General features: G+C 68.0%; 23 protein-coding genes. 11 read left to right on the top strand and 12 right to left on the bottom strand.

The features are described 5' to 3' along the window. Positions 1 to 45: 45 nt before the first annotated feature. Both B7L05_RS14790 and B7L05_RS14785 read left to right on the top strand, forming a co-directional pair. A complete protein-coding gene (locus B7L05_RS14790; RefSeq protein WP_256926776.1) occupies positions 46 to 468 on the top strand; it encodes a GtrA family protein in 423 nt (140 codons plus the stop codon). A 1-nt stretch (position 469) separates the two neighbouring features. Continuing rightward, on the top strand, positions 470 to 1198 hold the full coding sequence (locus B7L05_RS14785) for a bifunctional 2-polyprenyl-6-hydroxyphenol methylase/3-demethylubiquinol 3-O-methyltransferase UbiG (RefSeq protein ID WP_085811047.1): 729 nt from the start codon (positions 470 to 472) through the stop codon (positions 1196 to 1198). Positions 1199 to 1202: 4 nt separating this feature from the next. Here B7L05_RS14785 and B7L05_RS14780 read toward each other — a convergent pair whose 3' ends face one another. From B7L05_RS14780 to B7L05_RS14765, 4 genes are all read right to left on the bottom strand, one after another. Continuing rightward, the gene (locus B7L05_RS14780) at positions 1203 to 2219 is read right to left on the bottom strand and encodes a glycosyltransferase family 2 protein (protein ID WP_085811046.1); all 1017 of its coding nucleotides are present in this window, start codon (positions 2217 to 2219) and stop codon (positions 1203 to 1205) included. A 67-nt stretch (positions 2220 to 2286) separates the two neighbouring features. After that, entirely contained in the window at positions 2287 to 4122 is a 1836-nt protein-coding gene (locus B7L05_RS14775) for a DUF885 family protein (RefSeq protein ID WP_085811045.1), read from the bottom strand. Positions 4123 to 4245: 123 nt separating this feature from the next. After that, positions 4246 to 6351 carry a bifunctional (p)ppGpp synthetase/guanosine-3',5'-bis(diphosphate) 3'-pyrophosphohydrolase gene (locus tag B7L05_RS14770; protein ID WP_085811183.1) on the bottom strand — a complete coding sequence of 702 codons (2106 nt, stop codon included), beginning with the start codon at positions 6349 to 6351 and terminating at the stop codon, positions 4246 to 4248. Between the two features lie 114 nt (positions 6352 to 6465). Further along, complete coding sequence (locus tag B7L05_RS14765) at positions 6466 to 6828, bottom strand: hypothetical protein (RefSeq protein WP_085811044.1); 363 nt, start codon at positions 6826 to 6828, stop codon at positions 6466 to 6468. Positions 6829 to 7002: 174 nt separating this feature from the next. On the opposite strand from B7L05_RS14765, the gene B7L05_RS14760 reads away from it, so the two are divergent. Beyond that, entirely contained in the window at positions 7003 to 7479 is a 477-nt protein-coding gene (locus B7L05_RS14760; RefSeq protein ID WP_085811043.1) for a helix-turn-helix domain-containing protein, read from the top strand. A 24-nt stretch (positions 7480 to 7503) separates the two neighbouring features. Here B7L05_RS14760 and B7L05_RS14755 read toward each other — a convergent pair whose 3' ends face one another. Next, positions 7504 to 8229 carry a dienelactone hydrolase family protein gene (locus B7L05_RS14755; RefSeq protein ID WP_085811042.1) on the bottom strand — a complete coding sequence of 242 codons (726 nt, stop codon included), beginning with the start codon at positions 8227 to 8229 and terminating at the stop codon, positions 7504 to 7506. A gap of 115 nt (positions 8230 to 8344) precedes the next feature. Between B7L05_RS14755 and gpmA the strand changes: the two genes are divergently transcribed. Then, positions 8345 to 9031 (top strand): 2,3-diphosphoglycerate-dependent phosphoglycerate mutase, encoded by a 687-nt coding sequence (gene gpmA, locus B7L05_RS14750; RefSeq protein ID WP_085811041.1) that lies wholly within the window; start codon positions 8345 to 8347, stop codon positions 9029 to 9031. Between the two features lie 19 nt (positions 9032 to 9050). Then, positions 9051 to 9962, top strand: coding sequence for an EamA family transporter RarD (gene rarD / locus B7L05_RS14745; RefSeq protein WP_085811040.1), 912 nt, complete (start codon positions 9051 to 9053; stop codon positions 9960 to 9962). 4 nt (positions 9963 to 9966) lie between these two features. Here rarD and B7L05_RS14740 read toward each other — a convergent pair whose 3' ends face one another. After that, a complete protein-coding gene (locus tag B7L05_RS14740) occupies positions 9967 to 11214 on the bottom strand; it encodes a putative DNA modification/repair radical SAM protein (RefSeq protein ID WP_085811039.1) in 1248 nt (415 codons plus the stop codon). 66 nt (positions 11215 to 11280) lie between these two features. On the opposite strand from B7L05_RS14740, the gene B7L05_RS14735 reads away from it, so the two are divergent. Beyond that, entirely contained in the window at positions 11281 to 12519 is a 1239-nt protein-coding gene (locus tag B7L05_RS14735; protein WP_085811038.1) for a hypothetical protein, read from the top strand. Here B7L05_RS14735 and smc read toward each other — a convergent pair. The 4 genes from smc to B7L05_RS14715 are packed head-to-tail and all read right to left on the bottom strand — an operon-like array spanning position 12461 to position 17890. Beyond that, positions 12461 to 15877 (bottom strand): chromosome segregation protein SMC, encoded by a 3417-nt coding sequence (gene smc, locus B7L05_RS14730; protein WP_085811037.1) that lies wholly within the window; start codon positions 15875 to 15877, stop codon positions 12461 to 12463. The two genes, B7L05_RS14735 and smc, sit on opposite strands and share 59 nt — an antisense overlap. 44 nt (positions 15878 to 15921) lie before the next feature. Next, the gene (locus B7L05_RS14725) at positions 15922 to 16653 is read right to left on the bottom strand and encodes a thioredoxin domain-containing protein (protein ID WP_085811036.1); all 732 of its coding nucleotides are present in this window, start codon (positions 16651 to 16653) and stop codon (positions 15922 to 15924) included. Between the two features lie 41 nt (positions 16654 to 16694). Then, positions 16695 to 17369 (bottom strand): thioredoxin domain-containing protein, encoded by a 675-nt coding sequence (locus B7L05_RS14720; protein ID WP_085811035.1) that lies wholly within the window; start codon positions 17367 to 17369, stop codon positions 16695 to 16697. Further along, positions 17366 to 17890 carry a DUF721 domain-containing protein gene (locus B7L05_RS14715; RefSeq protein ID WP_256926775.1) on the bottom strand — a complete coding sequence of 175 codons (525 nt, stop codon included), beginning with the start codon at positions 17888 to 17890 and terminating at the stop codon, positions 17366 to 17368. The genes B7L05_RS14720 and B7L05_RS14715 overlap by 4 nt, the downstream gene beginning before the upstream one ends. 26 nt (positions 17891 to 17916) lie before the next feature. Here B7L05_RS14715 and B7L05_RS14710 point away from each other — a divergent pair, with 26 nt between their 5' ends. From B7L05_RS14710 to B7L05_RS14695, 4 genes are read left to right on the top strand one after another with little or no spacing between them, the layout of a single operon-like run. Further along, the gene (locus tag B7L05_RS14710) at positions 17917 to 18981 is read left to right on the top strand and encodes an A/G-specific adenine glycosylase (protein WP_256926774.1); all 1065 of its coding nucleotides are present in this window, start codon (positions 17917 to 17919) and stop codon (positions 18979 to 18981) included. After that, complete coding sequence (locus tag B7L05_RS14705) at positions 18978 to 20327, top strand: serine hydrolase (protein WP_256926773.1); 1350 nt, start codon at positions 18978 to 18980, stop codon at positions 20325 to 20327. Before B7L05_RS14710 ends, B7L05_RS14705 begins: the two co-directional genes overlap by 4 nt. Then, positions 20324 to 21190, top strand: a complete 867-nt coding sequence (gene nudC / locus B7L05_RS14700) for an NAD(+) diphosphatase (RefSeq protein WP_085811181.1) — start codon at positions 20324 to 20326, stop codon at positions 21188 to 21190. Before B7L05_RS14705 ends, nudC begins: the two co-directional genes overlap by 4 nt. Continuing rightward, the gene (locus tag B7L05_RS14695) at positions 21187 to 22020 is read left to right on the top strand and encodes an enoyl-CoA hydratase (RefSeq protein WP_085811032.1); all 834 of its coding nucleotides are present in this window, start codon (positions 21187 to 21189) and stop codon (positions 22018 to 22020) included. Before nudC ends, B7L05_RS14695 begins: the two co-directional genes overlap by 4 nt. Before the next feature lie 188 nt (positions 22021 to 22208). On the opposite strand, the gene B7L05_RS14690 is transcribed toward B7L05_RS14695, so the two are convergent. Continuing rightward, positions 22209 to 24338 carry a S9 family peptidase gene (locus tag B7L05_RS14690; RefSeq protein WP_144037316.1) on the bottom strand — a complete coding sequence of 710 codons (2130 nt, stop codon included), beginning with the start codon at positions 24336 to 24338 and terminating at the stop codon, positions 22209 to 22211. Between the two features lie 95 nt (positions 24339 to 24433). Next, on the bottom strand, positions 24434 to 25324 hold the full coding sequence (locus tag B7L05_RS14685; RefSeq protein WP_085811031.1) for a prephenate dehydratase: 891 nt from the start codon (positions 25322 to 25324) through the stop codon (positions 24434 to 24436). Positions 25325 to 25432: 108 nt separating this feature from the next. Between B7L05_RS14685 and B7L05_RS14680 the strand changes: the two genes are divergently transcribed. Then, positions 25433 to 26155: a cytochrome c family protein gene (locus tag B7L05_RS14680; RefSeq protein ID WP_085811030.1), complete on the top strand. Its 723-nt coding sequence runs from the start codon at positions 25433 to 25435 to the stop codon at positions 26153 to 26155. The last annotated feature ends 20 nt before the right edge of the window (positions 26156 to 26175 follow it).

Raw genomic sequence — 26175 nt, 5'->3', positions numbered from 1 at the left:
AAAGCGGTGCATCGCCTCTAATCCGGGGGGCACAAAGGGCAAGGCGTGGACGCGGTTCGCAACAAGTTCCTGACGGCGCAGAACCGGGAGACGTTCTGGCAGATCGTCCGCTTCGGGATCGCCGGCGGGCTCGCCACCGTCTGCTATGCCGCAGTTTATTCGCCGCTCGCCGCGTTCAAGATCACGTCGGAACAGGTCGCCAATATCGCGGGCTATCTCGTCGCGATGTTGTCGGGCTACGTCCTCCATAGCAAGTGGAGCTTCCGCGGCCACAATGCTTCGGCCAAATCGTCGGCGCCGAAGTTCTTCGCGGTGTCGCTCGTCAGCTATGCGGTCAACACCTTCTGGGTGTGGCTGTTCACCGACGATGCGATGCTGGCGGGGCCGTGGTGGTGGCCGCTGATCCCGATCGTGCTCGTCACGCCGCTCGTCACCTTTGCACTCAATCGTCTGTGGGTATTCGCCTGATATGGATCGCCGCGTTTACGATCGCATGGCCGAGCACGATTCCACCCACTGGTGGTATCGCGCGCGTCGCGACATCCTGGCCGATTATCTGACGCGTGAGGGGCGGCTGCCGGCGAAGGCACGCATCCTCGAGATCGGCTGCGGCACGGGGCACAATCTGCCGATGCTTGCCGCGTTCGGCGAGGTCGACGCGATCGAGATCGATCCCGCGGCGCGCGGCATCGCGGGGCAGCGGCTCGGCAAGCCGGTGGGCGACAGCCCGTTGCCGTCGCTTTCCGGCGTGCCCGACGCGCACTACGATTTGATCGCCGTTCTCGACGTCGTCGAACATATCGAGGACGATGTGGCCGCGCTTGCCGCGATGCGCGCCCGGCTGGCGCCGGGCGGCAAGCTCCTGATCACCGTGCCCGCGCACCAGTGGATGTGGAGCGCGCACGACGTCGTCAACCATCACCACCGCCGCTATTCCAAGTCGACGCTGGTAAAGGCGATCGAGGCCGCCGGGCTGCGCCCGCGCAAGCTCGGCTATTTCAACTCGCTGCTGTTCCCGCTCGCGGCGGGCGCGCGGCTCGCGGGGCGGCTGACGGGACGCGACGACAGCGACGATTCGCCCCCGCCGCCCGCGATCAACAAGCTGTTCGAAGCGATCTTCCGGCTCGAGCGGCACATGGTCGGCCGGCTGCCGATGCCGCCCGGCGTCTCGATCGTGACCCTCGCCGAACCAGCCTGATCGCTCAGCCGCGCTCCTCGCGCGCGACTTCGCTGTCGGGAATGCGCGTGCGCTCCGCCTGAAAGCCGAGTGTCGCGCGGCGATGCACCGCGCCGGCGATATCGGCGACGAGGTACAGCGGGCGCCGCTTCGATTCGATGTACAGCCGCCCGATATATTCGCCGATCATGCCGAGCACGAACATCTGCACCGCGCTCAGCACCGTCACGACGAGCATCGTCGACGTCCAGCCCTGCACCGGATCGCCCTCGAAGTAGCCCCAGGCGATGTAGACGAGCAGCAGCAGCGACAGCCCGGCGAGCGCAACCGAAGCGTGGCTCGCAAAGCGCAGCGGCGCGGTGGAGAAGCCCGTCACCGCGTCGAACGCGAGCCGCAGCATTTTGGAGATCGGATAGTTGGTCTCACCCGCGTGCCGCTCGGCACGGTCGTAGGGGAAGGGGACCTGGCGGAAGCCGACCCACGCCACCATCCCGCGAATGAAGCGCGCCTGTTCGGGCAGCGACAGCAGTGCGTCGAGCGCGCGGCGCGACATCAGCCGGAAATCGCCGGTGTCGAGCGGTATCTCGGTATCGGTCAGCCGATCGAGCAGGCGGTAGAAGGCAGCGGCGGTCGCCTTCTTGAACAGCGTCTCGCCGGCGCGCTTCCGCCGCACGGCATAGACGACGTCGGCGCCCTCGCGCGCCATCACGGCGCGCATGTCGGAGAGCAGCTCAGGCGGATCCTGAAGATCGGCATCGATGATCAAGATCTGCTCGCCCGAGCATAGATCGAGCCCGGCGGTGAGCGCCAGCTGATGACCGTGGTTGCGCGACAGGTTGATCGCCACCAGCCGCGGATCGCTGGCGGAGAGATATTGCATGATCGACCAGCTGTCGTCGCGCGACCCGTCGTTGATCAACACGATCTCATGATCGTCGCCGACCGCAGCGGCGGCGGCCGCCGCCACCCGCTGGTGCAGCAGCGGCAGGTTGGCGGCTTCGTTGTAGCAGGGAATGACGATCGAGAGGGCGGGACGGTGCATGATCGGGGCGGTCTTACAGACCGCCCCGCCTGAAATCACGTGGAACTTCGGTGGCGACGCCCGCCGATCACGCGAGCCGTGCCTGCTCCTCGACCAGCCGCTCGAGGATCGTCAGCGGCACCGCGCCGTATCGCAGCACTTCGTGGAACTGCTTCAGGTCGAAGCGGTCGCCGCGGATCTTCTGCGCGGTGGCGCGGGCGCGCTGCCACGCCGCATGGCCGACCTTGTAGCTGCACGCCTGCCCCGGCTGGGTGCAATAGCGCTCTACCTCACGCTGCGAGCGCGGCCGTGCGAAGCCGACCGTCTGCACCATGTAATCGGTCGCCTGATCGCGCGTCCACCGCTTGGTGTGCAGCCCGGTGTCGATCACCAACCGTGCGGCGCGGAACAGATAGCTCTGCAGGAAGCCCGCGCGCTCGAGTTCGCTGGCATAGCCGCCAAGCTCGTCCGCCACGCTCTCGGCATATAGCGCCCAGCCTTCCGAATAGGCCGAGAAGAAGGTGAGGTTGCGCAGCAGCGGCTGCGGTGCCTTCTGCGCGATCGAGATCTGGAGGTGATGTCCCGGCACGCCTTCGTGATAGGTGAGGCTGGGCAGCGAATATTTCGGCCAGTCGCCGACGCTTTTGAGGTTGATCCAGTAGATCGCCGGGCGTGAGCCGTCGAGCGCGGCGCGACTGTAGTAGCCGTTGGATGCGCCGTCCTGGATATCGACCGGTACCGCGCGGATCTCCAGCGGCTCGCTCGGCGGATTGATGAACGCCTGTGCAAGCTTCGCCGTCATCGCGGCATTGCCCTCGTTCAACCCGCGGATCAGGTCGGTGCGCCCGGCGGCGGTGTCGGGATAAACCTGATCGGCGCGCACGTTGAGCACGTTGAGCCGCTCGGCGACGCTGCCCTGCGTCAGCCCTTGCTTGCGCAGGATCGCGTCGAGCTCAGCGGAGATCTGCGCGACCTGCTCGAGCCCCATCTTGTGGACCTCGTCGGGCGTGTACTTGGTCGTAGTTGCCTGCTCGAGCGCGGCGGCGTAGATTGCGTCGCCCTGCGGCACATCCCACACCCCCGCCGAGCTCCGCGCCTTGGGACGTAGCGACTTCATTAGCGCGATCTGCCGGTCTAGCGCGGGATAAACCTGCGCCTCGACGATCTTCGCCGCGCGCGCCTGCCAGTCGCCCGCGATGTTCTTCGCCGCGGCGCGCTTGGCCACGGATTGCGCGAGGCCGCTGTCAGCCGCCGGCTGCCCGCGCAGCTTCGCCATCTGTCCCAGCGTCAGATCGAGCGAGAAATCGGGCGCGAGATAGCCGCGCGCGGCCTCTTCCTTCTGCTCGGCGCTGTCCTGATCGAGCCGCGTCGCGAATGCTGCCAGACGATCGAGATACGCCTCGCAATCGTCCGTCGTGTTGATCGTGTGCGCCGAGTTCAGGAAGTCGGGCGTCGAGAAATAGGCGCCGCCCTGCTGGAAGATGGTGAAGGGGCGCTGCACCGAATCGAGCTTGAAGCGATCGTACGGCAATGCGTAGCTGTTGAGCGAGTAGAGGATCACCTCGCGGTCGAGCTTCGAGCGAGCCGACAGCGGCGCGGGATCGACCGCCTGGATCGCGGCGATCGATTGCTTGAGCTCGGCCTGATCGCGCGCCTTGGCGGCGGGCGACTTGTCCGACAGCTGATGCTTCAGCCGCGCATTCGGGCCCTTGTCCATGCCGAGCGAGGTCGCAAGCTCGGGCGAGCGCTGCAGCGTCTTGGCGAAGACCTGGTCGAAGATCGCGTTGAGCTTGGCGTCCGCCGGGCTGGCGGGTGCGGCGCCGGGGGCGGTCCGCGAGGCGGCGGCCTGCGCGCGTAGCGCTTCGGGGATCAGCGCGATCGCGGAGGCGGCACCGGCGGAGGCGAGGAAGGAACGACGATCCAAGAACTTGGCCCTTTCGTTGGGGAGGCTGGGCAGGGTTCTAGGCGGCGCGATGCGTTAGTCGCAAGTGACACAAATCAACGCCGCCGCGCCTGAGCGAGTGACGAAGGCCGGCGCTCGCGAGGGTCAGACGCGCTCCGCTGCATTCACTGCGTCGGCGGCGCGCAGCGCGGCGAGAAGGCGCATCAGCTGGTGCGCATCGTGCACCTCGACGTCGATGATATTGGTGTGGAACTGGGTATCGCGCGTATCGAGCCGCAGGTTGATGATGTTCGCCTTGTGCTGGCCGATGATCGTCGCCAGCACGCCAAGCGCGCCCGGCTCGTTCTTCACCTCGACCGAGATGCGCGCCGTCGCGCCTTCGGTCTTGTTGCCCCATTGCACGTCGATCCAGTCCGTCTCCTCGTCCGACCGGTCGGCGAGATCGCTCAGCGTCGCGCAGTCGATCGCGTGGACCTCGATCGACGCGTCTGGCCGGCGCAGTCCGACGATACGGTCGCCGGGCACGGGGTGGCAGCAGCCGCCGAGCTCATAGGCGACGCCGGGCGCGAGCCCCTCGATCGAGATCGCGGAGGATTGCGGCGGCGCGTGCGCGACGTCGGCCCCCGCCGAACCGGGCATCAGCGCCTCCATCACCTGCGCGTCGGTCAGCGTGCGGCGGGCGATCGCCTGCATCAGCTGCGGCTCGTCGGCGAGCTTGAGCCGCTTCAGCGCCTGCGTCAGCGCGTCGGGGCCGAGCGGGGCGGGGAGGCGTGTGACGATATCGTCGTACAGCTTGCGCCCCAGCGCCACCGTCTGCTCGCGCTCTACCTGTCGCAGGTGACGGCGGATCGCGGCGAGCGCCTTGCCGGTGATCGCGAAGCCGAGCCAGTTGGGCTGCGGCGTCTGCGCCTTGGAACGCAGCACCTGCACCTGATCGCCGTTCTCGATCGGCGTGCGGAGCGGCACCACGCGCCCGTTGATCTTCGCGCCGACCGCCTGGTCGCCCAGATCGGTGTGAACGGCATAAGCGAAATCGATCGGCGTCGCGCCCTTGGGCAGCTGGATCAGCTCGCCCTTCGGCGTGAACGCAAAGATGCGATCCTGGTACATCGCCATGCGCGTGTGTTCGAGCAGCTCCTCTGGGCTGCCCGCGGTGTCGAGGATCTCGACCAGATCGGCGATCCAGCTGTGCTGCGATTGCGGGCTGACGCGGCTGCCCTGCTTGTACGCCCAGTGCGCGGCGAGCCCGAACTCGGCCTCCGCGTGCATTTCCTCGCTGCGGATCTGGATCTCGACGCGCTTGTTCTCGGCGTGAATCACCGCGGTGTGGAGCGAGCGATAGCCGTTGCGTTTGGGGGTCGAGATATAGTCCTTGAATCGCCCCGGCACCGTCGGCCAGCGGCGATGGATATGGCCAAGCGCGGCGTAACAATCGTCCTCCGTCTTCACGATCGCGCGGAACGCCATGATGTCGGACAGCTGCTCAAAATCGATGTGGCGCTCCTGCATCTTGCGCCAGATGCTGTAGGGATGCTTCTCGCGCCCCGAAATCTCCACGTCGAGGCCGTGGCGCGACAGCAGCAGCTTCAGGCCGGAGCCGATCTTGGCGATTTTGTCCCCGCCCCCGGCATTGAGCTGCTCGAGCCGCCGGGTGATCGATTCATATGCTTCGGGTTCGAGCTGGCGGAAGGCGAGCGTCTGCATCTCCTTCATGAATTCGTACATGCCGATCCGCTCGGCGAGCGGCGCGTAGATATCCATCGTCTCGCGCGCGATGCGGCGGCGCTTCTCTTCCGACTTGATGAAGTGCAGCGTGCGCATGTTGTGCAGGCGATCGGCTAGCTTCACCAGCAGGACGCGGATGTCGCCCGACATCGCGAGCAGGAACTTGCGCAGATTCTCCGCGGCGCGCTCGCTCTCCGTCTGCGCCTCGATCTTCGACAACTTGGTGACGCCGTCGACCAGCCGCGCGACATTGTCGCCGAAGATGCGGCGAATCTCCTCGCTGGTGGCGACGGTATCCTCGACGGTGTCGTGCAGGATCGCGGTGGCGATCGTCTCGTCGTCGAGATGAAGCTCGGTCAGGATGCCCGCCACCTCGATCGGGTGGCTGAAATACGGGTCACCGCTGGCGCGCTTCTGCGTGCCGTGCGCGTTGACCGAGAAAACGTAGGCGCGGTTGAGCATCGCCTCATCGGCGCTCGGATCGTAATCGAGGACCCGATCGACTAGTTCGTATTGGCGCAGCACCATCAGGATTTGGGGCAGGCGGGGCGTGCAATGCAACAAGAAAGGCAATAAAAAAGGGCCCGCGCCAGTGGCGCAGGCCCCCTCGTTTATCGGCGGGAGTGCCGATCGGTGTAATTAGTTCGCGGTGGCCGGCGCCGCATCGGTCTTGGCGACCTGCGTCTTGGCGACCTTCGCCTTGGCGTTGCACGCGTCAAGCTGCGCCGCGTCGAACGCCTTGCCGTTGGCGGTGAAGCCCGACAGCAGGCCGGCGTCACGCGCGACGAGCTGGCACGCGGCCATCTCGCGCATCGGCGCATTGACGGTGACGAACGCGCCGTCGCGCAGCTTCCACGCGGTGTCGCGCGTCATCAGCGTGGTCTTGGCGGGCGCGGCGACCGGCGTGGCGACATAGGCGCCGTCGGTCGGCTGCGCGGAGGCGCCGGCCGCAGCGAGCAGGGCGGCGGAAACGAGAACGGACTTGGCGATCGTGCGAATCATGTGGACCTCCCAGAAAAGGTTGCTGAACGCTACCTAGATATTGCAGATGCGAGTTGCAAGTAAAAACTCGCATCTGCGAGTTGCAATCGAAAACCTTTATTTTTGTGAATGCATTGCCTAATACCCTGCGCTTCGCCTGCGCGATGCGTTAGGGTGGCATCAGAAGGAGTTGGAATGGACAAGCTGCGCGAGCCGCTTCAGGAATGCAGCCTACCGGCGGCGCTGGAGGCGATGGGGGAGCGCTGGGCGTTCCTGATCCTGCGCGCCGCGTTCAACGGCCTTCAGCATTTCGAGGAGTTCCAGTCCGAACTGGGCATCGCGCGCAATATCCTTGCCAACCGGCTCGCGCGCTTTGTCGAACACGGCATCATGGAACGCCGCTCGCTGCCCGAGGATCGCCGCAAGATCGCTTATGGCCTGACCGAAAAGGGCTATGCGCTGCTACCAACGATGGTGGCGCTGCGGCAGTGGGGCGAGCGGTGGGAGACGGGCTGCCCCGCCTTTCCGATCCTTGTCGACGCACGCGACGGTCGCCCGATCCAGCAGGTCGCCGTGCTCAGCCACGACGGCCGGGTGCTCGGCAAAAGCGACATGATCTGGGCGCTGCCGAGCGACGTCGAGCGCGCCGAGCACCGCGACGCCGCCGAATAATGCAATTGGCCCCGGTGAGGGGCGTTAGACGAACAGCTCCGCGAGGAAGTCGATCATTGCCTTCCAGCTGCGCCGGTCGGCGCGCTCGTGATAGGCGACGCCGGGCGCTGCCGGCTTGACCAGCGCGGTATCGGTGAAGGCATGGCCGGCGTTGCCATAAGCGTGGATCTGCCAATCGGCGTGCGCCTCGGTCAGCTCACGGCCCAGCGCCACCATCTGTTCGGGGGTGGCGAGCGGATCCTCCCAGCCGTGGCAGATCAGCAGCTTGGCGTCGATCGTCTGCACATTGGCATAGTCCGGCCGGTCGTACACGCCGTGGAAGCTCACGCCGCCGAGGATCGGCAGCCGGCTGCGCGCCATGTCGAGCACGCATTTTCCGCCGAAGCAGAAGCCGATCGCGGCGATCCGCGTAGCGTCCACAGGGCCGAACCCGCGGAGCGCGTCGAGCGCCGCCGCAAGCCGATCGCGCAGTAGCGCACGGTCAGCGTTCATCTGGTTCATGTAGAGCCCGGCGTCGGGGCTCTCGCGCGTCGTACGCTTGCCCTGGCCGTAGACGTCGCAGGCGAGCGCAACGTAGCCGAGCTTCGCCAGCGCCTCCGCCTTCTGGTTGTCGGATTCCTTTTGGCCGAGGATATTGGGGCAGACGAGCACGCCCGGCCGCGGTGTCTCCACCTCGTCCTCCCACGCGACGACGCCCTCGAACGGGCCGCCGGGACCGTCGTAGATCAGCGTCTGCCGTACGATCGCCATCACCTGCTCCTTACAAACCGTGCGCCGCGCGCTTGTCGAACGCCTGCGCTTCTCTCTATCAGCGCGGCGTCAAAGGGAAGTCCGCGCTTGTGTCGAGCGCCAACGGGAGACCATCATGCCCACGCTCGTCCTGATCCGCCACGGCCAGTCGGCCTGGAACCTGGAGAACCGCTTCACCGGCTGGTGGGACGTCGACGTGACCGAGAAGGGCGCGGCGGAGGCGCGCGCGGCGGGCGAGCTGATGGCGGCCAAGGGCCTCGACTTCGACCTGACCTTCACCTCGCTGCAGACGCGCGCAATCAAGACACTCAACCTCGCGCTCGAGGCGATGGGCCGGCTGTGGCTGCCGACCGAGAAGCACTGGCGGCTGAACGAGCGCCACTATGGCGGGCTGACCGGGCTCGACAAGGCGGAGACGGCGGCCAAGCACGGCGCCGAGCAGGTGCACATCTGGCGTCGCAGCTTCGATATTCCGCCCCCGGCGGAAGAGGCCGGCAGCGTGTTCGACATGACCAACGACCGGCGCTACGCCGGCATCGCGATCCCTAAGACGGAGAGTCTGAAGGACACGATCGCGCGCGTCCTGCCCTATTGGGAAGAACGCATCGCGCCCGAACTGCGCGCGGACAAGCGCGTGCTCATCTCCGCGCATGGCAATTCGCTGCGCGCGCTCGTCAAGCATCTGTCGAACATCCCCGACGACGAAATCACCTCGCTCGAGATCCCGACCGGCCAGCCGATCGTTTACGAGCTCGACGCGACCCTTGCCGCCACCGACCGCTATTATCTGGGCGAGCGGTGATCGCGCGTCAGGCGGCCGCATGACCGACGCGTCGGATCGGTCGGCAGCGCGCGGCGGGCTGCTGCTTGGGCTCGGCGCCTACGCCTTCTGGGGCGTGCTGCCGCTCTATTTCCGCTGGCTCGGCGGACTGTCCGCGCTCGAGATCCTCTCGCACCGCGTCGTCTGGTCGCTGCTGCTGCTCGTCGTCGTCGTGACGGCGCTGCGGCGCTGGCGCACCGTGCGCGCGGCGATCACGCCGCGTACGCTGGCGATGCTGGCGGCGAGCGCGACGCTGATCGCAATCAACTGGCTGGTCTATATCTGGGCGGTCAACGCACATCAGACGCTGGCGGCAAGCCTCGGCTATTTCATCAATCCGCTCGTCAACGTCGCGCTCGGCGTGGCGGTGCTCGGCGAGCGGCTGCGGCGGTGGCAGGGGGTGGCGATCGCGGTCGCCGCGGTCGGCGTCGTCGCGATGGCGCTCGGCGCGCTTGATACGCTGTGGATCTCGCTCACGCTCGCCGTGTCGTTCGGTGTCTACGGGCTGGTGCGCAAGGTCGTCGCGATCGACTCGCTCGGCGGGCTGATGGTCGAGACCGCGCAGCTCACGCCGCCCGCGCTGCTCTATCTCCTGCTGCTCGCCCAGCGTGGTGCGGGGGCGTTCGGGGCGGGGGCGGGCACCAATGCACAGCTCATCCTGCTCGGCCTCATCACCGCAGCGCCGCTGCTGATGTTCGCGGCCGCCGCGCGCCGCTTGCCCTATTCGTCGCTCGCGTTGCTCCAGTATTTGGCGCCAACGCTGCAGTTCATCGTCGCGGTTGCGGTGTTCGGCGAGGCGCTGCGCCCACTGCACTTCCTCGTCTTTGGGCTGATTTGGGCCGGATGTGCGATCTTCGCATGGGACAGCGTGCGCGCCGCCCGCCAGCGCGCCATCGCCGCGCAGCCCGCCTGACGGGTCAGGCGGCGAACAGCTCGAGCTGCTGCTTCTTCGGCGCTACGATCGGGCGCAGTTCGGCCTTGTCGGTCAGTGTCACCGGGCGCCAATCGGCGGTAACGATGAACGGCCGGATCTTGGCGATCGACACCGTCAGGCGGGCGACGTCTTCGAGCCGTAGCTTGCGCCACCGCCGGCTCGTCAGGATGTTCGCCACCGCTTTGGTGCCGAGCCCCGGTACGCGCAGCAGCAACTCCTTGGGCGCGCGGTTCACGTCGACCGGGAAGCTGTCGCGGAACTTGAGCGCCCAGGCGAGCTTGGGATCGATGTCGAGCGGCAGCATCCCCGTGCGTTCGTCCGCCGCCGCGACGACTTCCTTGGGCTGGAAGCCGTAGAAGCGCATCAGCCAGTCCGACTGGTACAGCCGGTGTTCGCGCATTAGCGGCGGGCGCTGCAGCGGCAGCACCGCGGAGGCATCGGGAATCGGGCTGAACGCCGAATAATAAACGCGGCGCAACTCGAACCGATCGTACAGCCGAGCGGCCTTAGTCACGATGTCACCATCTGTTGCGGCATCGGCGCCGACGATCATCTGCGTCGACTGGCCAGCGGGGGCGAAGGTGGGCGCGGAGCGGTACTTCTTCTTCGCGTCGCGCGTATCGATGATCGACGTGCGCAGACCCTTCATCGCGCCTTCGATCCGCCCATTGTCCTTCTCGGGCGCGAGCCGCTTCAATCCGCTGACGGTCGGCAGCTCGACGTTGATCGACATGCGATCGGCGTAGAGCCCGGCCTGGTGGATCAGCTCGGGATCGGCGTCAGGAATCGTCTTGAGATGGATGTAGCCGCGGAAGTGATGATCCTCCCGCAAGGAGCGCGCGACCTCGACCAGTTGCTCCATCGTGTAGTTGGACGAGCCGATGATGCCCGACGAGAGAAACAGCCCCTCGATATAGTTGCGCCGGTAGAAGGACAGCGTGAGGTTCACCACCTCCTTCGCCGTGAAGCGCGCGCGGCGGACGTTCGAGCTCTTGCGATTGATGCAATAGTGGCAATCGAAGATGCAGCTGTTCGTCAGGAGGATCTTGAGCAGGCTGATGCAGCGGCCGTCAGGCGCATAGGCATGGCAGATGCCCATCCCCTCGGTCGACCCAATTCCTTTGCCGTCGCGCGAGTTGCGCTTGGCTGTGCCCGACGACGCGCACGACGCGTCGTATTTGGCGGCATCAGCCAAAATCTCCAGCTTCTGTTGGACGTCGAGCTGCGCCATCCGTTCTATATAGGTTCTCATGCGCCGAGTGTCGACCTGAGCGCCGCGCCGGGTTAACCGCGGTCAATGCGATTGCCCCGCGTCGACCATCCCGGCCCCTATGCGCTGCTCGCGCTGACGTGCGTTCTCGGTTGGTGGTTCAAGGCGCATTGCGGGGCGTCTTGGACCGGCGACGAGCAGTATCTCACCGGCTGCTACTCCGATGCCGTGCCTTTCTGGGGCCTGCGCGGCGTCGCGGCGGGGCAGCTGCCCTATGTCGAGGCGCGGATCGAATATCCCGTGCTGACCGGCGCGCTGATCTGGCTCGAGGGGCTCGTCGTTCGCACGATCGGCGGCGCGCGCGGCGATGCGTTCGATTTCCTGCTCGTCGTCTCGCTCGTCAATGCCGCGCTCGCCTTCGCGGTGCTGTGGATGATGGAGCGCGCGGGCGTACCCCGCGGCCGGCGCTGGTGGTGGGCGGGCGCGCCGCCGCTGGTGCTCTATCTCGGGCACAATTGGGACATGCTCGCGGTGGCGCTGGCGGTCGCGGCGCTGCTCGCCGCCCGCCGCGCCGCGACCCGCGTCGGCGCCGCACTCGCCGCGATCGGCACCGCGGCGAAGCTGTTTCCGGTGCTGCTGCTCCCGTTACTAGGCCTCGGCGCACTGCTCCGGCGGAGGGCGGTGTGGCAGGCGCGTTTCGCCGCCAGCGCTACCCTCTCGCTCGTCGCGCTCGGCACCTGGACGACGATCAACCTGCCGGTCGCGCTGGCGGCGCCTGCCAATTGGGCGGAGTTCTACTCGTTCAGCCAGGCGCGCAGCGGCACCGCCGCGTCGATCTGGGAGATCATGGCGACACAGGGCTGGTGGATCACCGATCTGCCGACGCGCAACCTCTGGTCGTTCGCCGCCTTCGTCGCCGGCGCCGCGGCGATCGTGCTGGTCGGCTGGCGGCGGCATGCCGAACGATCGTGGGTGTTGTTCACGCCCGTGCTCGCGTGGTTCCTGCTCACCAACAAGGTCTATTCGCCGCAATTCGACCTGTGGCTCTATCCCTTCCTACTGCTCACCAGCCGCCGGCTTTGGCCGGTCGCGTGGTTCGTCGCCGGTGACCTTGGGGCCTATTGGGCCGAATTCTGGTTCTTCGCCTCGCCCGGCGGCAGCGGTCCAGGCATCACGCAGACGCATATCGCATTCGCCGCCGCATTTCGCGGGGCAGCGATGCTGTGGCTGATCGTCGATGCGGTGCGTTCGAGGCCGGCGGCGTGGCTCATTCCGCCGCCAGCAGCGTCTCCGCCGCCTGCAAGTCGACCGATACCAGCCGGCTGACGCCGCGCTCGATCATCGTCACGCCGAACAGGCGGTGCATCCGGCTCATCGTCACCGCATTGTGCGTGACGATGAGGTAGCGGGTCCGCGTTTCCCGGCTCATCCGGTCGAGCAGGTCGCAGAACCGTTCGATATTGGCGTCGTCGAGCGGCGCGTCGACCTCGTCGAGCACGCAGATCGGCGCAGGATTGGTCAGGAACAGGCCGAAGATCAGCGCGACTGCGGTCAGTGCCTGCTCGCCGCCCGACAGCAGCGTGAGCGACTGGAGCCGCTTGCCCGGCGGCTGCGCCATGATCTCGAGCCCCGCCTCGAGCGGATCGTCCGAGTCGATCAGTTCGAGATGCGCCTGCCCGCCATCGAACAGGGTGGTGAACAGCCGGCGGAAATGGCCATTGACCGCCTCGAACGCCGCGAGCAGCCGTTGACGCCCCTCGCGGTTGAGCGTCCCGATCGAGCCGCGCAGCCGGTTGACTGCCTGGCCGAGCTCCGCCCGCTCGGCGGCGTTGCCGCTCGCGCCCGCTTCCAGCTCGGCGAGTTCCTGCTCGGCGACGAGATTGACCGGTCCGATCCGTTCGCGATCGCGCATCAACCGATCGTGCGCCGCGGATTCGTCCTGCGGGGGGCGGACATCGTCGGCGGCAAAGCCGATCTTCTCGGGTAGGACGGGGGCGGGGCACTCGAAACGTTCGCCGGATACCCGCCCGATCTCGATCCGTCGCGCCTCGTGGCTCTCGGCGCGCGCGACCGCGCCGGCGCGCGCCTCGCGCGCCTGCGCCAGCGCTTCGCCCGCGCGGCGCGTCTCGTCCTCGGTTCGCCGCAGGGCGGCATCGGCGGCGCTTTCAGCCGCGGCGAGCGCCTCCGTGGCCTGCCGCGCCTCATCATGCGCCGCGATTGCCTTGGCGAGGGCGGCCTCCAACGCCGCCGGTCGATCGGCCAGCGCTGCCGTCTCCGTCGCAAGGTCGCGCGCGCGCTTGTCCATGTCGGCGATCCGCCGCGCGGCATCGCCTGCCCGCGCCCGCCAGCTCTTCGCGTCGGCGACTGCCGCGGCGAGGCGGGTGCGCGCCTGCTCGCCGGCGCGCGCCGCTGCCTCGCGCGCCGCCCGCGCGGTGGCGATCGTCTGGCGGCACGTTTCGGCCGTGCGCTGCCTCTCGGATACTGCCGCCGCGGAAGCGCCAGTATCGGGCAGCGCAGCCACCGCATCCACCGCCGCCGTCTGGTCTCGCGCGGCCTCACCGCGTTCGTCCGTAATACGGGCGGCACGTGCCGTCAGATCGGCGCGCAGTCCGTCGAGCCGCTCGATCTGCGCCGTAGCGCGGTCCTGCCGCACGCGCGCCTGACGCACCTGTGCTTCGCGTTCCGCGATCGTGGCCCGCGCTGCGCCCGCTTCGGCGCGCGCTCCGGCAATACCCGTTTCCGCCGCCACCACCGCGGCCTCGGAAGCCGCCGCCTGATCCCGCGCCGCCGGCAGGGCGGCGTCGATCGCGCTCAGCCGGTTGCGCCGTTCGAGCCGCTCCGCCGCGGCCGCCCCGCCTCGGGTGACGACCAGACCGTCCCAGCGCCGCATCGTGCCCGCGCGCGTCACCAGCCGCTCGCCCGGCGCAAGCACGCGACCGTCGTCCTCGTCGGTTACGATGACGTACGACAGGCGGTGACTGAGCCACGCCGGTGCCTGGACGTGCGCGATCAGGCGATCGCGTCCGTCTGCGCTTGCGGTATCCGGGGTCGCGTGCGCCGTACCTGACGTCGGCGACCCATTCCAGAATGCAGGGGCTGCGCGATCGAGGCCGATATCGAGATCATCGCCGAGGGCTGCGGCCAGCGCCCGCTCATAGCCGGCGTCGGCCGCGACGTGATCGAGCAGCCGATCGCGTCCGGCGCGCTCGGTCGAGCGCCGCAGGACAGCCGCTTCACTTTCCAGCGCCGCCAGTTCGGCGCGCGCAGCGGCACGCTTGCCCTGCGCGTCGTCGCGTGCTGCGATTGCGTGCCGCTCTGCCTGCTCGGCGTCGGCGAGGCTTTGGCGTGCTGCGACGATTTCACGCTCGGCAACGGCAATCATCGCCGCCGCTTCGTTCCGCTCGCGCTCCAGCGGTGCGGCGTCGCCCAGCGCCGCAAGCTGCGCCGTCACCTGCGCCGCGTCGCGCTCGGCGCGATCGAGCCGACTTCGCGCCGCCGCCGCCGCCGCTTGCGCCACGCGCGCCTCCGCCATGTCGCTCGCCTGACGCGACAGCGCCTGTGCCAGCGCGACTTCAGCATCCCGCCCCTGACGCTCGGCGTCCGCGAGCGCCGCGTCGTGCCGAGGCAGCTCGGCGGCGTCGGCCGTAATCGCGGCTTCAAGCGCCCGGCGCTCTTCCTCCAGCCGCGCGAGCGCCGCCGCGGCATCGCGCGCCAGATCTCCCTCGCGGGTACGGTCGTCGGCGATGCGCGCCGCCGCCTGCGCCAGTTCGTCGAGCCGACGCTTTGCCGCCTGCACCTTCGCCCGCAGCGCCGACACGTCGTGCGCCGCCGTCGCGCTACGATCGCGCGCCGACAGCGCCGCGGCGCGCGCGGTGGCGAGTGTCGCGGCCGCCTCCGCCTGCGCGGCCTCGGCTGCCCGAAGCGCCGCGCCGGCGGTGGCGACCGCGCGCTCGGCCTGCTGCGCGACACGGGCTGCGTCGTCCGCTGCTTGCGCCGCCTCACGCCAGCGGGAAAAGATCATGCGCGCTTCGGCGAGGCGGATCTGCGTCGAGAGGAGCCGGTAGCGCGATGCCTGCCGCGCCTGCCGCCGCAGCGCCGCCGCGCGCGCTTCCTGATCGGCGATCACCTCGTCGAGCCGGGCGAGATTGGCCTCCGTTGCCCGCAGCTTCTGCTCGGCATCGCGGCGGCGTCCGTGGAGCCCCGCAATGCCGGCCGCCTCCTCGAGCATCGCGCGCCGGTCGGCGGGCTTCGCCGCGATCACCGCGCTGATCCGCCCCTGGCTGACGAGCGCAGGGGAGTGGGCGCCCGTCGCGGCATCGGCGAACAGCAGCGACACGTCCTTCGCGCGCACGTCCTTGCCGTCGATCCGATAGGCGCTGCCCGCGCCGCGCTCGATCCGGCGGACGACTTCGGTCTCCGCACCGTCGATCTCGGCGAGCAGCGATACTTCGGCGAAATCGCGCGCTGGGCGCGTCGCCGTGCCGGCGAAGATCACGTCTTCCATGCCCGCGCCGCGCAGCGATTTCGCGCTGTTCTCGCCCATCGTCCAGCGCAGCGCTTCGAGCAGGTTCGATTTGCCGCAGCCGTTGGGGCCGACGACCCCGGTCAGCCCCGGCTCGATCCGTAGATCGGCGGGGTCGACGAAACTCTTGAAGCCGGACAGCCGCAGCCGCTTGATCTGCACGTCAGCGCAACCGTGGTATCAAGCGGCGCGGCGTATGCGTCGCCTCAGGCGCCGGCGCCTTTCAGCGCCGATTCAACCTGCTCCCAGCTCGCCGCGTCGAGCTTCTCGCCGTTGAGGAAGAAGGTCGGCGTGCCGGTGACTTCCTTGTCGCGCATCGCGACTTCGGACACCTTGGCGAGCGCTTCGATCCGCTGCGGATCGGCGAGGCACTGGTGCGCCTGCTGCTCGCTCAGGCCGCGCTGCTTAACAAAATCGATGTAGCCGAGATACTCGACCCAGGCGGTCGCCTGCTGTGCCGGTGTCATCGCCTGCAGCCGCTGCTGGAAATCGGCAGGCACCTTCTCGAGCTTTTCGAGGAAGCCATTCTGCTCCTGGAACATCTGCTCAAGGATTGGGAAGAACGGCGTCTCGCCCGCGCACTGGCCGAGGATTGCGACGCCAAGATCGGGGGCGTGGACCAGGAAATCGCGGAATTCGAACGAGACCTTGCCCGTCTTGATATAGTTCTGCGTCAGCGGCTCGGTGCCGGTGCGGCCGAAGTTGCCGCACGTCGGGCAGGTGCGCGAGCCGTATTCGACGAGCTTCAGCGGCGCGTTGGGATTGCCCATGACGAAGCCGCCATCGACCGTCTTGCTGACGGTCTGCGACCAGTCTTGCCCTGCCGGGGCAGGAGCGGCCGCGACCGAGTTGGGTGCGGCCGAGCCGGTGGAGCCGCCATCCCCGCACGCGGCGAGAAAGGTAAGCGCGATGGCGGTGGCGGCGATACGCAAGGTCATCAATCTACTCCGTTGAAATCGGGCGGGAGGCGGCCGAGAGATCAGCGCGCGCCGGCAGCGCGCAGCATCGGCTCGAGCTTCGCCCAGTCGGTATTCTCGATCAGCTTACCGTTCAGTTCGAACGTCGGCGTGCCCTTGATCTTGCCCTGCATGCCTTGAGCGACCGCGAGCGTCTTGGTGACGTTCGCCTCGTTCGCGAAGCACGCGTTGATCGACGCATCGGTCATCCCGGCCGCCTTGGCGATGTCGCTCAGTCCGGCGCCATTGGCGAGGCTACGCATCTTCTGCGCCTGCGTGGTGCCAGCCGGGTTCTGCCCGCCGACCGGATCGAACGCGACCGCCTTGTTCAGCCACTCGTCCTGCCGGGCGAAGAGCGCCTCGTGCATCTTGGGGAATAGCGCGGGGCCCGAGCAGCGTGCCAGCGTCGCCGCGACCAGATCATAGCGATCGTGCACCGAACTGCGCACTTCGAGGCTGGTAGAGCCCGACGCAATCATCCGACCCTTCAGCACCGCCGCCGAATCGCGCGCGAAATGCGCACAATGCGGGCAGGTGTAGCTGACGTATTCGACCAGCTTCACCTTCGCCTTGGGATTGCCGATGACGTAGCTGCCCTGCGCCGCCGGCGTCGCTACCGACGGCCACGGTTTTGGCGCGGCGGCGGTGAGCGGCGCGGCGAGGGTTACGGCGAGCGCGAGAGCGAGCAGCTTCTTCATTTGACGATGGGCAATCCGCTGGAGGCGCCGATCCCGGCGGCGAGCGCCTCCAGAACGGCCTTGAGTTCGGGGTCTTCGATGGTCTTGAGGCTCTGGCCGAGTTCCGCGGGAACGGGCTGAGGTGCCGCTGCGACGCGCGGCTTGGGGCGCGCTGCGACCTCGCCTTGGCGGATCGTCACCTTGGCGACCGCGGCATAGCCGAAGAACCGGTTCACCCGCTCGATGATCTCGGGGATGACGTGCTGGATCATCACCGCGTGCGCGCCGCGCGCGACGAGCGTCAGCGTGCCGTCCTGCTTCTTGCCCATCGGGAACTTGATCGATTCGGGTGCGCTCGCCGCCGCCAGCCGCTCGCCGACGATCTCCGGCCAGCGCGTCACGATCGACGATTGCACGAAGCCGAAGCGCCGGAACGCCGCCCCGCCGACGTGCGGCAGAAGTTCGGACACCTGGCGCGAGCGGTTCGATCGCACGGGCTCGGCGGCGGGGCCGGTTTGGGGGGCGCGCAGGCGCTTGCTCATGGCGCGCCTCATGCCATAGCCGGGGCGTGGACGCCAAGCGCCTGATCGCCGATCCTCTGCTCGCCTGGTACGACCAGCACGCGCGCACGCTGCCGTGGCGTGCGCTGCCCGGGACAGCGCCCGATCCGTACCGCGTCTGGCTATCTGAGGTGATGCTGCAGCAGACCACCGTCGCGACGGTGCGGCCGCGCTTTGCAGCGTGGGTGGCGCGCTGGCCCGACGTCGCAAGCCTCGCGGCGGCAGAGGAAGCGGACGTGATGGCCGCATGGGCCGGGCTCGGCTATTATGCTCGGGCGCGCAATCTGGTGAAGGCGGCGCGCGCCGTGGTGGCCGATCACGATGGCCGCTTTCCCGATACCGAGGCAACACTGCGACGCCTGCCCGGACTGGGCGACTATACCGCCGCTGCGGTTGCCGCGATCGCTTTCGGCCGACGCGCAGTGGTGATCGACGCGAACGTCGAGCGGGTCGTCGCCCGGCTATTCCGCGCCGCCGGCAAGCCCGCCGTTCGCGCCGCTGCCGAGACGATCACGCCCGACACCCGCGCGGGTGATTTCGCGCAGGCGATGATGGATCTGGGATCAGCGATCTGCACGCCGCGGCGTCCGAAGTGCCTGCTGTGTCCGCTCGCCGATCGATGCGCGGCGAAGGCGGCGGGCGAGCAGGAAGCCTTTCCGGTCAAGACAGCGAAGAAGCCGCGCCCGACACGCTACGGCACGATCTTCTGGCTCGAGTGGATCGGCGCGGACGGCGGTCGCGACGTCTTGCTTGTCCGGCGGCCTGAAAAGGGTCTGCTCGGCGGTATGCGGGCGCTGCCTACCGGGCCGTGGCTCGCGGATCGGCCCGGCCTCGTCGATGCGCCGGCAGCGGCGGCGGACTGGACGGTGCTGAACGACGAGGTGAGCCATGGCTTTACCCATTTCACGCTCGAACTCGCGCTTGCCGTGGCGTGCGTTGACGCGCATTCAGCGACCGACGTCGAGCCGAACGGGGACGCACGCTGGTGGCCGGTCGATCGCCTGGCCGAAGCCGGCCTGCCGACCGTGTTCGGCAAGGCGGCCGAGGCGATAGGGAGGAAGCGATGCGGATGACGTGGTTAGCCGGCACCAGCGCGGCGATGATCCTGCTGGCCGGCGGGCTTCACGCGCGGCAGGCGCAGCCGGTAGCCGTGCCGACACCGTCCATCGCATCGGCCTCGTCATCCCAGCGCGGCAATCCGATCCTGCCGGCGACGCAGGCGCTATTCGACGGCCTTGTCGCGTCGGACAAGATGCCCGGCATTGTCGGGGCGTTCGGGGTCGGCGATTTTCCGACGCAATTCGTGTCGGCCGGGCGGATCGCCGACGCGCCGACCGCGCCCGCCGCCGGGCCGGACAGCCTGTGGCGGATCTATTCGATGACCAAGCCGATCACCGGCATGGCGGCGATGTTGCTGGTCGAGGACGGCAAGCTCAACCTCGACGATCCGGTGAGCAAATATTTCCCCGCCTTCGCCACGATGCGCGTGCTGACTAGCCCGGACACGTCGCTAAGCAGCGTACCCGCCAAAAACCCGATCCTGATCCGCCACCTGCTGACGCACACTGCCGGCCTGTCGTACAATATCTCGGCGAAGGGCCCGCTGCTCAAGGAATATGAGCGGCTCGGCATCCTGCCGGGGCAGGTCAACGCTCAGGTCGAGGCGCAGGCGCGGCGTGCGCGGCCGACGACGCTCGCCGAATTCGCCAACCGTGTCGCCAGTGTGCCGCTGATCGCCGAGCCCGGCACCAAATGGAGCTACTCGATCGGGCTCGACGTGATGGGCGCGGTGATCGAGAAGGCGAGCGGGATGCCATTCGACCGCTTCGTGCAGACGCGGCTGCTCGATCCGCTCGGCATGCGATCGACCTATTGGAGCGTGCCGGCCAGCGAGGCGGGGCGATTGTCGACCAACTACGTCTTCGTCGGCGATACGCGCAGTCCGCTCGATCCCGGTGCGACGTCGGTATACCTCTCGCCGCCCAGATTTCCCTATGGCGGGGCGGGGCTGGTATCCAGCGCGCGCGATTACGACCGCTTCCTCCACATGCTCGCGAACGGCGGCACGCTCGACGGGCGGCAGGTGATGAAGCGCGAAACAGTAGCGCTCGGCATGTCGAACCTGCTGCCCGCGGGGGTGACGTTCGGTGGGATCGGCGGCGGCACCGGGGGCGCGATGTCGGCCCGGATGGGGTTCGGCGCCGGCGGCTCGGTGTACCTGGAGGATGCGCCGAACGGCGGGCCGTCGAAGGGCACCTATGGCTGGGGCGGCGCGGCGGGAACGATCGCGTGGGTCGATCCGGCGCGGAGGATGCGAGGAACGGTGATGGTGCAATATTTCCCGGCAGAGAAATGGGGGCTGCGGCAAAGCGTGCCCGCCGCGCTCGCGCGCGATATGGCGCGGATGATGCCGCGATGATCGTGCCCGGCTTCACCGGCGGTACGCTCGATCGCGCCGATCGCCTGCGGCATGATGACGATGCGTTGGCGAGCGCGATGGGCAATTGGCAGGCGCGGTTGCTCAAATTGCACAACTATGAGCCCGAGGTTACCGACGACGGCCGGCTCGCCTGGACGATGCTGACCGAGGCGCCCGACGAGGCGGAATTCATCCTCCTCGGGCTGGAGGACGGCAAGCCGCGCTTCGCCGCCTTCGTGCCGGGGGAGGCGGCGCCGCCACCGTTCCGCTCACCCAATCTGTTCGGCGTGCTCGACCAGCTCCGCCCCGGCGAGGCGGCGACCTTCGCCGCGGCGCGTAGCGTGATCGACTGGCACGCACGGCACGGCTTCTGTGCCAATTGCGGCAACCCGACCACGCTGTTCCGCGCCGGTTGGGGCCGCAAGTGCGGATCGTGCAAGACCGAGCATTTCCCGCGCGTCGATCCGGTTGTGATCATGATCGCCGAACATGACGGGCGGGCGCTGCTGGGGCGGCAGCCGGCATGGCCACAGGGGCGATACTCCGCACTCGCCGGCTTTCTGGAGCCGGGCGAATCGATCGAGGAGGCGGTGGCGCGCGAGATCGAGGAGGAGGCAGGCGTACGCGTCAGCGGGGTGCGCTATCTGTCGAGCCAGCCGTGGCCGTTCCCCTCGCAGCTGATGATCGCCTGCGTCGGCATCGCTCAGGACGACAAGATCACGCTCGACGAGAACGAGCTCGACGCGGCGGACTGGTTCACCCGCGACGAGGTGCGCGCGGCGCTTGCCGGCGACGGGCCGTTCATCGCGCCGCCGCCGTACGCGATCGCGCACACGCTGCTGACGATCTGGGCCGCGGAATGAGCCAGGTCCGGTACGAGACGCCGGCGCCAAGGGTGGCGCGGATCGTCCTCCACCGGGCCGAGAAACGCAACGCGCAGGGCGCGGCGATGACGCACGCGCTCGACGACGCGTTCACCCGCGCCGCGCGCGACGACGATGTCTCCGTCATCATCCTGGCGGCGGAAGGCGACCATTTCTGCGCCGGGCACGATCTGTCCGATGGGCCGCTCGATCCGGCCGCGGCGCGCGGCGCGTGGGGTGACTTCGGCGGCGCGGGTTGGGAGGCGGGCTATTCGCGCGAGCGGGCGCTATATCTCGACATCACCGAGCGATGGCGCAACCTACCCAAGCCGACGATCGCGGCGGTACAGGGGATCGCGATCGCCGGCGGCGTGATGCTCGCGTGGGCGTGCGACCTGATCGTCTGCGCCGAGGACGCGCGCTTTCGCGACAACAGTGCCGCCGACATGGGCGTACCGGGCGTCGAGCTTTTTCACCACCCGTTCGAGCTCGGCGTGCGCAAGGCGAAGGAGTGGCTGTTCACCGGCGACTGGCTCGCAGCGGACGAGGCGCTCCGGCTCGGCATGGTCAACCACGTCGTACCTCGAGACGCACTGGCGGATTTCACCCTTGCGCTCGCCGAGCGGATCGCGCGCACCAATCGCTTCACGCTGAAGCTCGCGAAGGAATCGATCAACGCCGCGCAGGACCGGATGGGGCGCGCCGATGCTATGCGCACCGCCTTCGCCAATCATCAGCTGGCGCATGCGCACAACCAGCTGGTGCACGGGCTGCCGATCGATCCGAGCAACCTGCCTTCAGCCATCCGCACCCGGATGGGCAGGGAATAGCGGAACCCGCTTCCGGCTTCCTGGTTTGCGAGGAGAAATCCAGGCTCGACCCGCGACAACGCGCGCCTTGCAGCTATCGCCGACCGGGATTAGCGCCAACGAATAGCCGCATCGTCTCGAGCCAAAATCGGCGCGCCTGACGATCGACGCGCCGATTCAAGGCCGCGGTACGGGTGTTCGTCCGCCGCTCAGTTCGCCACGTTCAGTTGCTGCAGCACGAACGCGCCCCATTCGGCGTTCTGGCGATAGCGCTCGAACCGGCCGGACTTGCCGCCGTGCCCCGCCTCCATGTTGACGCGGAAGAGCAGCGGATTGGTATCGGTCTTCATCTCGCGCAGCTTGGCGACCCATTTGGCGGGCTCGTAATATTGCACCTGGCTGTCCCACAGCCCGGTGCCGACGTACATCGCCGGATAGCCCTTCGCCGCAACCTGATCGTAGGGCGAGTAGCTCAGCATGTAATCATAGTATGGCTTCTGTGCCGGGTTGCCCCATTCGTCGTATTCGAAGGTGGTGAGCGGGATCGATGCGTCGAGCATCGTCGTCACCACGTCGACGAACGGCACCTGCGCGACGATCACCCTGTAATCCTGTGGCGCCATGTTGGCGACCGCGCCCATCAACAGCCCGCCGGCCGAGCCGCCCATTGCCGCGACGCGATCCTTCGCGGCATATTTGTGCGCGACGAGATAGCGCGTCACGTCGATGAAATCGGTGAAGCTGTTCTTCTTATTGAGCAGGTGCCCGTCGTCATACCAGCCGCGGCCCATTTCCTGCCCGCCGCGGATGTGCGCGATGGCGTAGACGACGCCGCGGTCGAGCATGCCGATGCGGCCGGGATCGACCGCCGGATCCATCGACGCGCCGTAGCTGCCGTAGCCGTATTGGAACAGGGGCGCAGTGCCGTCGCGCTTGACGCCCTTCTTGTAGACGACGCTGACCGGCACCTTGGTGCCGTCGCGCGCCGCCGCCCAGACACGTTCGGTCACGTAGTTCGCCGGATCGTAGCCGGGCACGGGTGCTACCTTGAGCACGCGCCGCTCGCCCGATTTCGCGTTTACCTCGTAGGTGGTCGTCGGCGTCACCAGTGAGCCGTAGGTGTAGCGCACCCAATCGGTCTTCGGCTCCTCGTTGACGTCGAGCGCCATACGGTACGCCGGCTCGTCCGCCTTTACGGGCAGCGATTTGCCAGCGGCGTCGAGCAGGCGGATCATGCGATTACCGCCCTCGCGCTGATCGATCGCGACGAAGCCGGCGAACGGCTTGAATCCTTCGATGAACACGCTGTCGCTGGCGGGCGTCAGGTCGCGCCACGCCGCCGTGCCCTTCGCCACATCGGCGTCGGCGAGCGTCATCAGCGTATAATTCTTGGCCTTGAGATTGGTGCGCAGGATCCAGCGCCCGTCCATGTGATCGGCCTCGTAGCGCAGGTCGCGCTTGCGCGGTGCGATGACCTGGAAGGCGGTGGGCGCCGCCGCGGCGGCGCAGCGCTGCTCGGTGCTGACGGTGGACTGCACGACGACGCACACGAAGCGATCGTCGCTGGTGCGCCCGATCCCCATCTGAAACGTGTCGTCCTTCTCCTCGTACAGCAGCCGGTCCTGTGCCGCGGGCGTACCAAGGACGTGCGCCATCACCTTGTAGCCGCGCAGCGTCGTCGGACCCTTGGCGACGTAGAGGATCGTGCGGTTGTCACCCGCCCAGATCACATTGGGTTCGGCGTTGGTGATCGTATCGGGCAGCAGCTGCCCGGTCGTCAGATCCTTGACCTTCAGCACATATTGCCGGCGGCCGACGGTGTCCTCGGCATAGGCGACGAGGCGATTGTCGGGGCTGACGCTCCAGTCGGACAGCGCGAAGAAATTATGTCCCTTCGCCATCGCCGGCTGATCGAACATCACCTGCGCGGGCGCGGCCTTGTCGCCCTTGCGCCGCTCGATGACGGGATAGTTCGCACCGGTATCGAAGCGCGACTGATACCAATAGCCGTTCTTCAGATACGGAATGGAGCTGTCGTCCTGTTTGATGTGGCTCACCGTCTCGCGGTACAGCGTGTCCTCGAGCGGCTTGAGCGCGGAGAGCTGCGTATCGGCATAGGCGTTCTCGGCGTTAAGATACGCCAGCATCTCCGGGTTCTTGCGCGTGTCGTCGCGCAGCCAGTAATAATCGTCGATGCGCGCGCCGTTGGGCGACGTCACTTGGAACGGCTTCTTGGCGGCCCGCGGCGCGGTTGCCGTCGCCTGCGACGGCTTGGCGGTCTGCGCCAGCGCACCGGTCGAAACGGCCAGCGCGGCGCCGGCGAGCAACATCTTCCGCATCATCATCCCCACAGCGATTTGTCGCAGGTGATACGACAGGCGCGGGGCGGCGCAAGGGGCGGGCGTGACGATTATCCGCGCTCGCGCACCTGGGGCTATCCGCGCTTGCGTGCCTGGCGATAGGTGCCGAGGACGCGAACCCATTTCGAGTGGAAGCCGACCTCCTCCAGCGCGCGGTCGACGTGCTCGTCGCCCGGCTTGCCCTCGATGTCGGCGTAGAAATCGGTCGCCGCGAACGTGCCGCCACGCTGGTAGCTTTCCAGCTTGGTCATGTTGACGCCGTTGGTCGCGAAGCCGCCGAGCGCCTTGTAGAGCGCGGCAGGGATGTTCTTCACCTCGAAGATGAACGTCGTCATCCACGGACCGTCGCCGACCGGCGGCTGGCCGCCGCGCGCCAGCGTGACGAAGCGCGTCATGTTGTGATCGGCGTCGGCGATATCGGTGCCGAGCAAATTGAGCCCGTAGATCTCGGCTGCCGCCGGCGGGGCGAGCGCGGCGACGCTGCGCTCGCCCCGCTCGGCGACCATCGCGGCTGCGCCGGCGGTGTCGGGATAGGCGACCGGCAGGATATCGTGCGCCTTCAGCCAGTGGCGGCACTGGCCGAGCGCCTGCGGGTGGCTCATCGCCTCGCGCACCTCGTCGCGCGTTCCGATCCCCATCAGCGCGTGGCGGATCGGCAGGAAATGCTCGCCGGTGATGACCAGCCCCGATTCGGGCAGCAGGAAATGGATGTCGGCGACGCGGCCGTGGAGCGAATTTTCGATCGGGATGATCGCGCAGTCGGCCTTGCCCTGCTTCACCGCATCGATCGCATCCTCGAACGAAAAGCACGGCAGCGGTAGTCCGTCGGGGAACGCCTCGACCGCGGCAACGTGGCTGTTGGCGCCGGGCGCGCCCTGAAACGCGACGGCGCGCTCGGGTGCGGCGGCGGCGGCATCGGCCATGCGGGCGACGATCGGGCGGGCGGGGGCGGCGAAGTTTTCCATTCTGGGTAACGGGCGTTAAGCGAGCATACCGACCCTCTCAAGCGCGCTTGCCGTCGTGGGCACGCTTTTCTATGGGACGGCCAAACGTTTCAGGGGCGACTGCGCAAGATGGACGATCGGAACAACACGATTGCAGGCTGGGTGCTGGCTGCGTGCGGTGCTGCACTCGGGCTCTCGATCGCTGGCGGCATGATCTTCCACTCGGGCGAGGTCGAGAAGTTCGGCTATCCGGTCGAGGCAGCGGAAGAGGCCGGCGGTGGCGGGGCGGCCGAAGTGCCGATCGCGTCGCTGCTGCCGACCGCCGATGCGGCGAAGGGCGCCGACGTGTTCAAGAAGTGCGGTGCCTGCCACACGATCAACCAGGGCGGCGCGAACGGCATCGGCCCCAACCTGTACGGCACGATGGGTGAGGGCGTGGCGCAGGGCAAGGGCGGCTACGCCTTCTCCGATGCGCTGAAGAAGGTCGGCGGCACCTGGGACTTCGACAAGATGAATGCGTGGCTGACGAGCCCGCGCAAGTTCGCGCCCGGCACCAAGATGACCTTCGCCGGCCTGTCGAACCCGCAGGATCGCGCCAACATCATCCTCTACCTCAACCAGCAGGGATCGAACCTGCCGCTGCCGGCCGCGCCGGCAGCAGGCGCGGCGCCGGCGGCCGAGGGCGGCAATGCCGTCGAGGGTGCGGGCGGTGCGGCGCCGGGCGCGGCGAACGCGATCGACGCGGTCGAGAAGGACGTGCGCGGCCAGACGGGCGATATCGCCAACACCGCGACGCCGGCGAGCGGCGCGCCGTCGGTCGACCCGGCGGCGGCGAAGCAGACTGGCAAGTAAGCCGCGCTTCAGCATTTAAC

The organism is Sphingomonas sp. TZW2008 (assembly GCF_002117915.1).
In the GTDB taxonomy this organism is placed as follows: Bacteria; Pseudomonadota; Alphaproteobacteria; order Sphingomonadales; family Sphingomonadaceae; genus Sphingomonas.
This window is presented reverse-complemented; position numbering and strand designations above follow the sequence as displayed.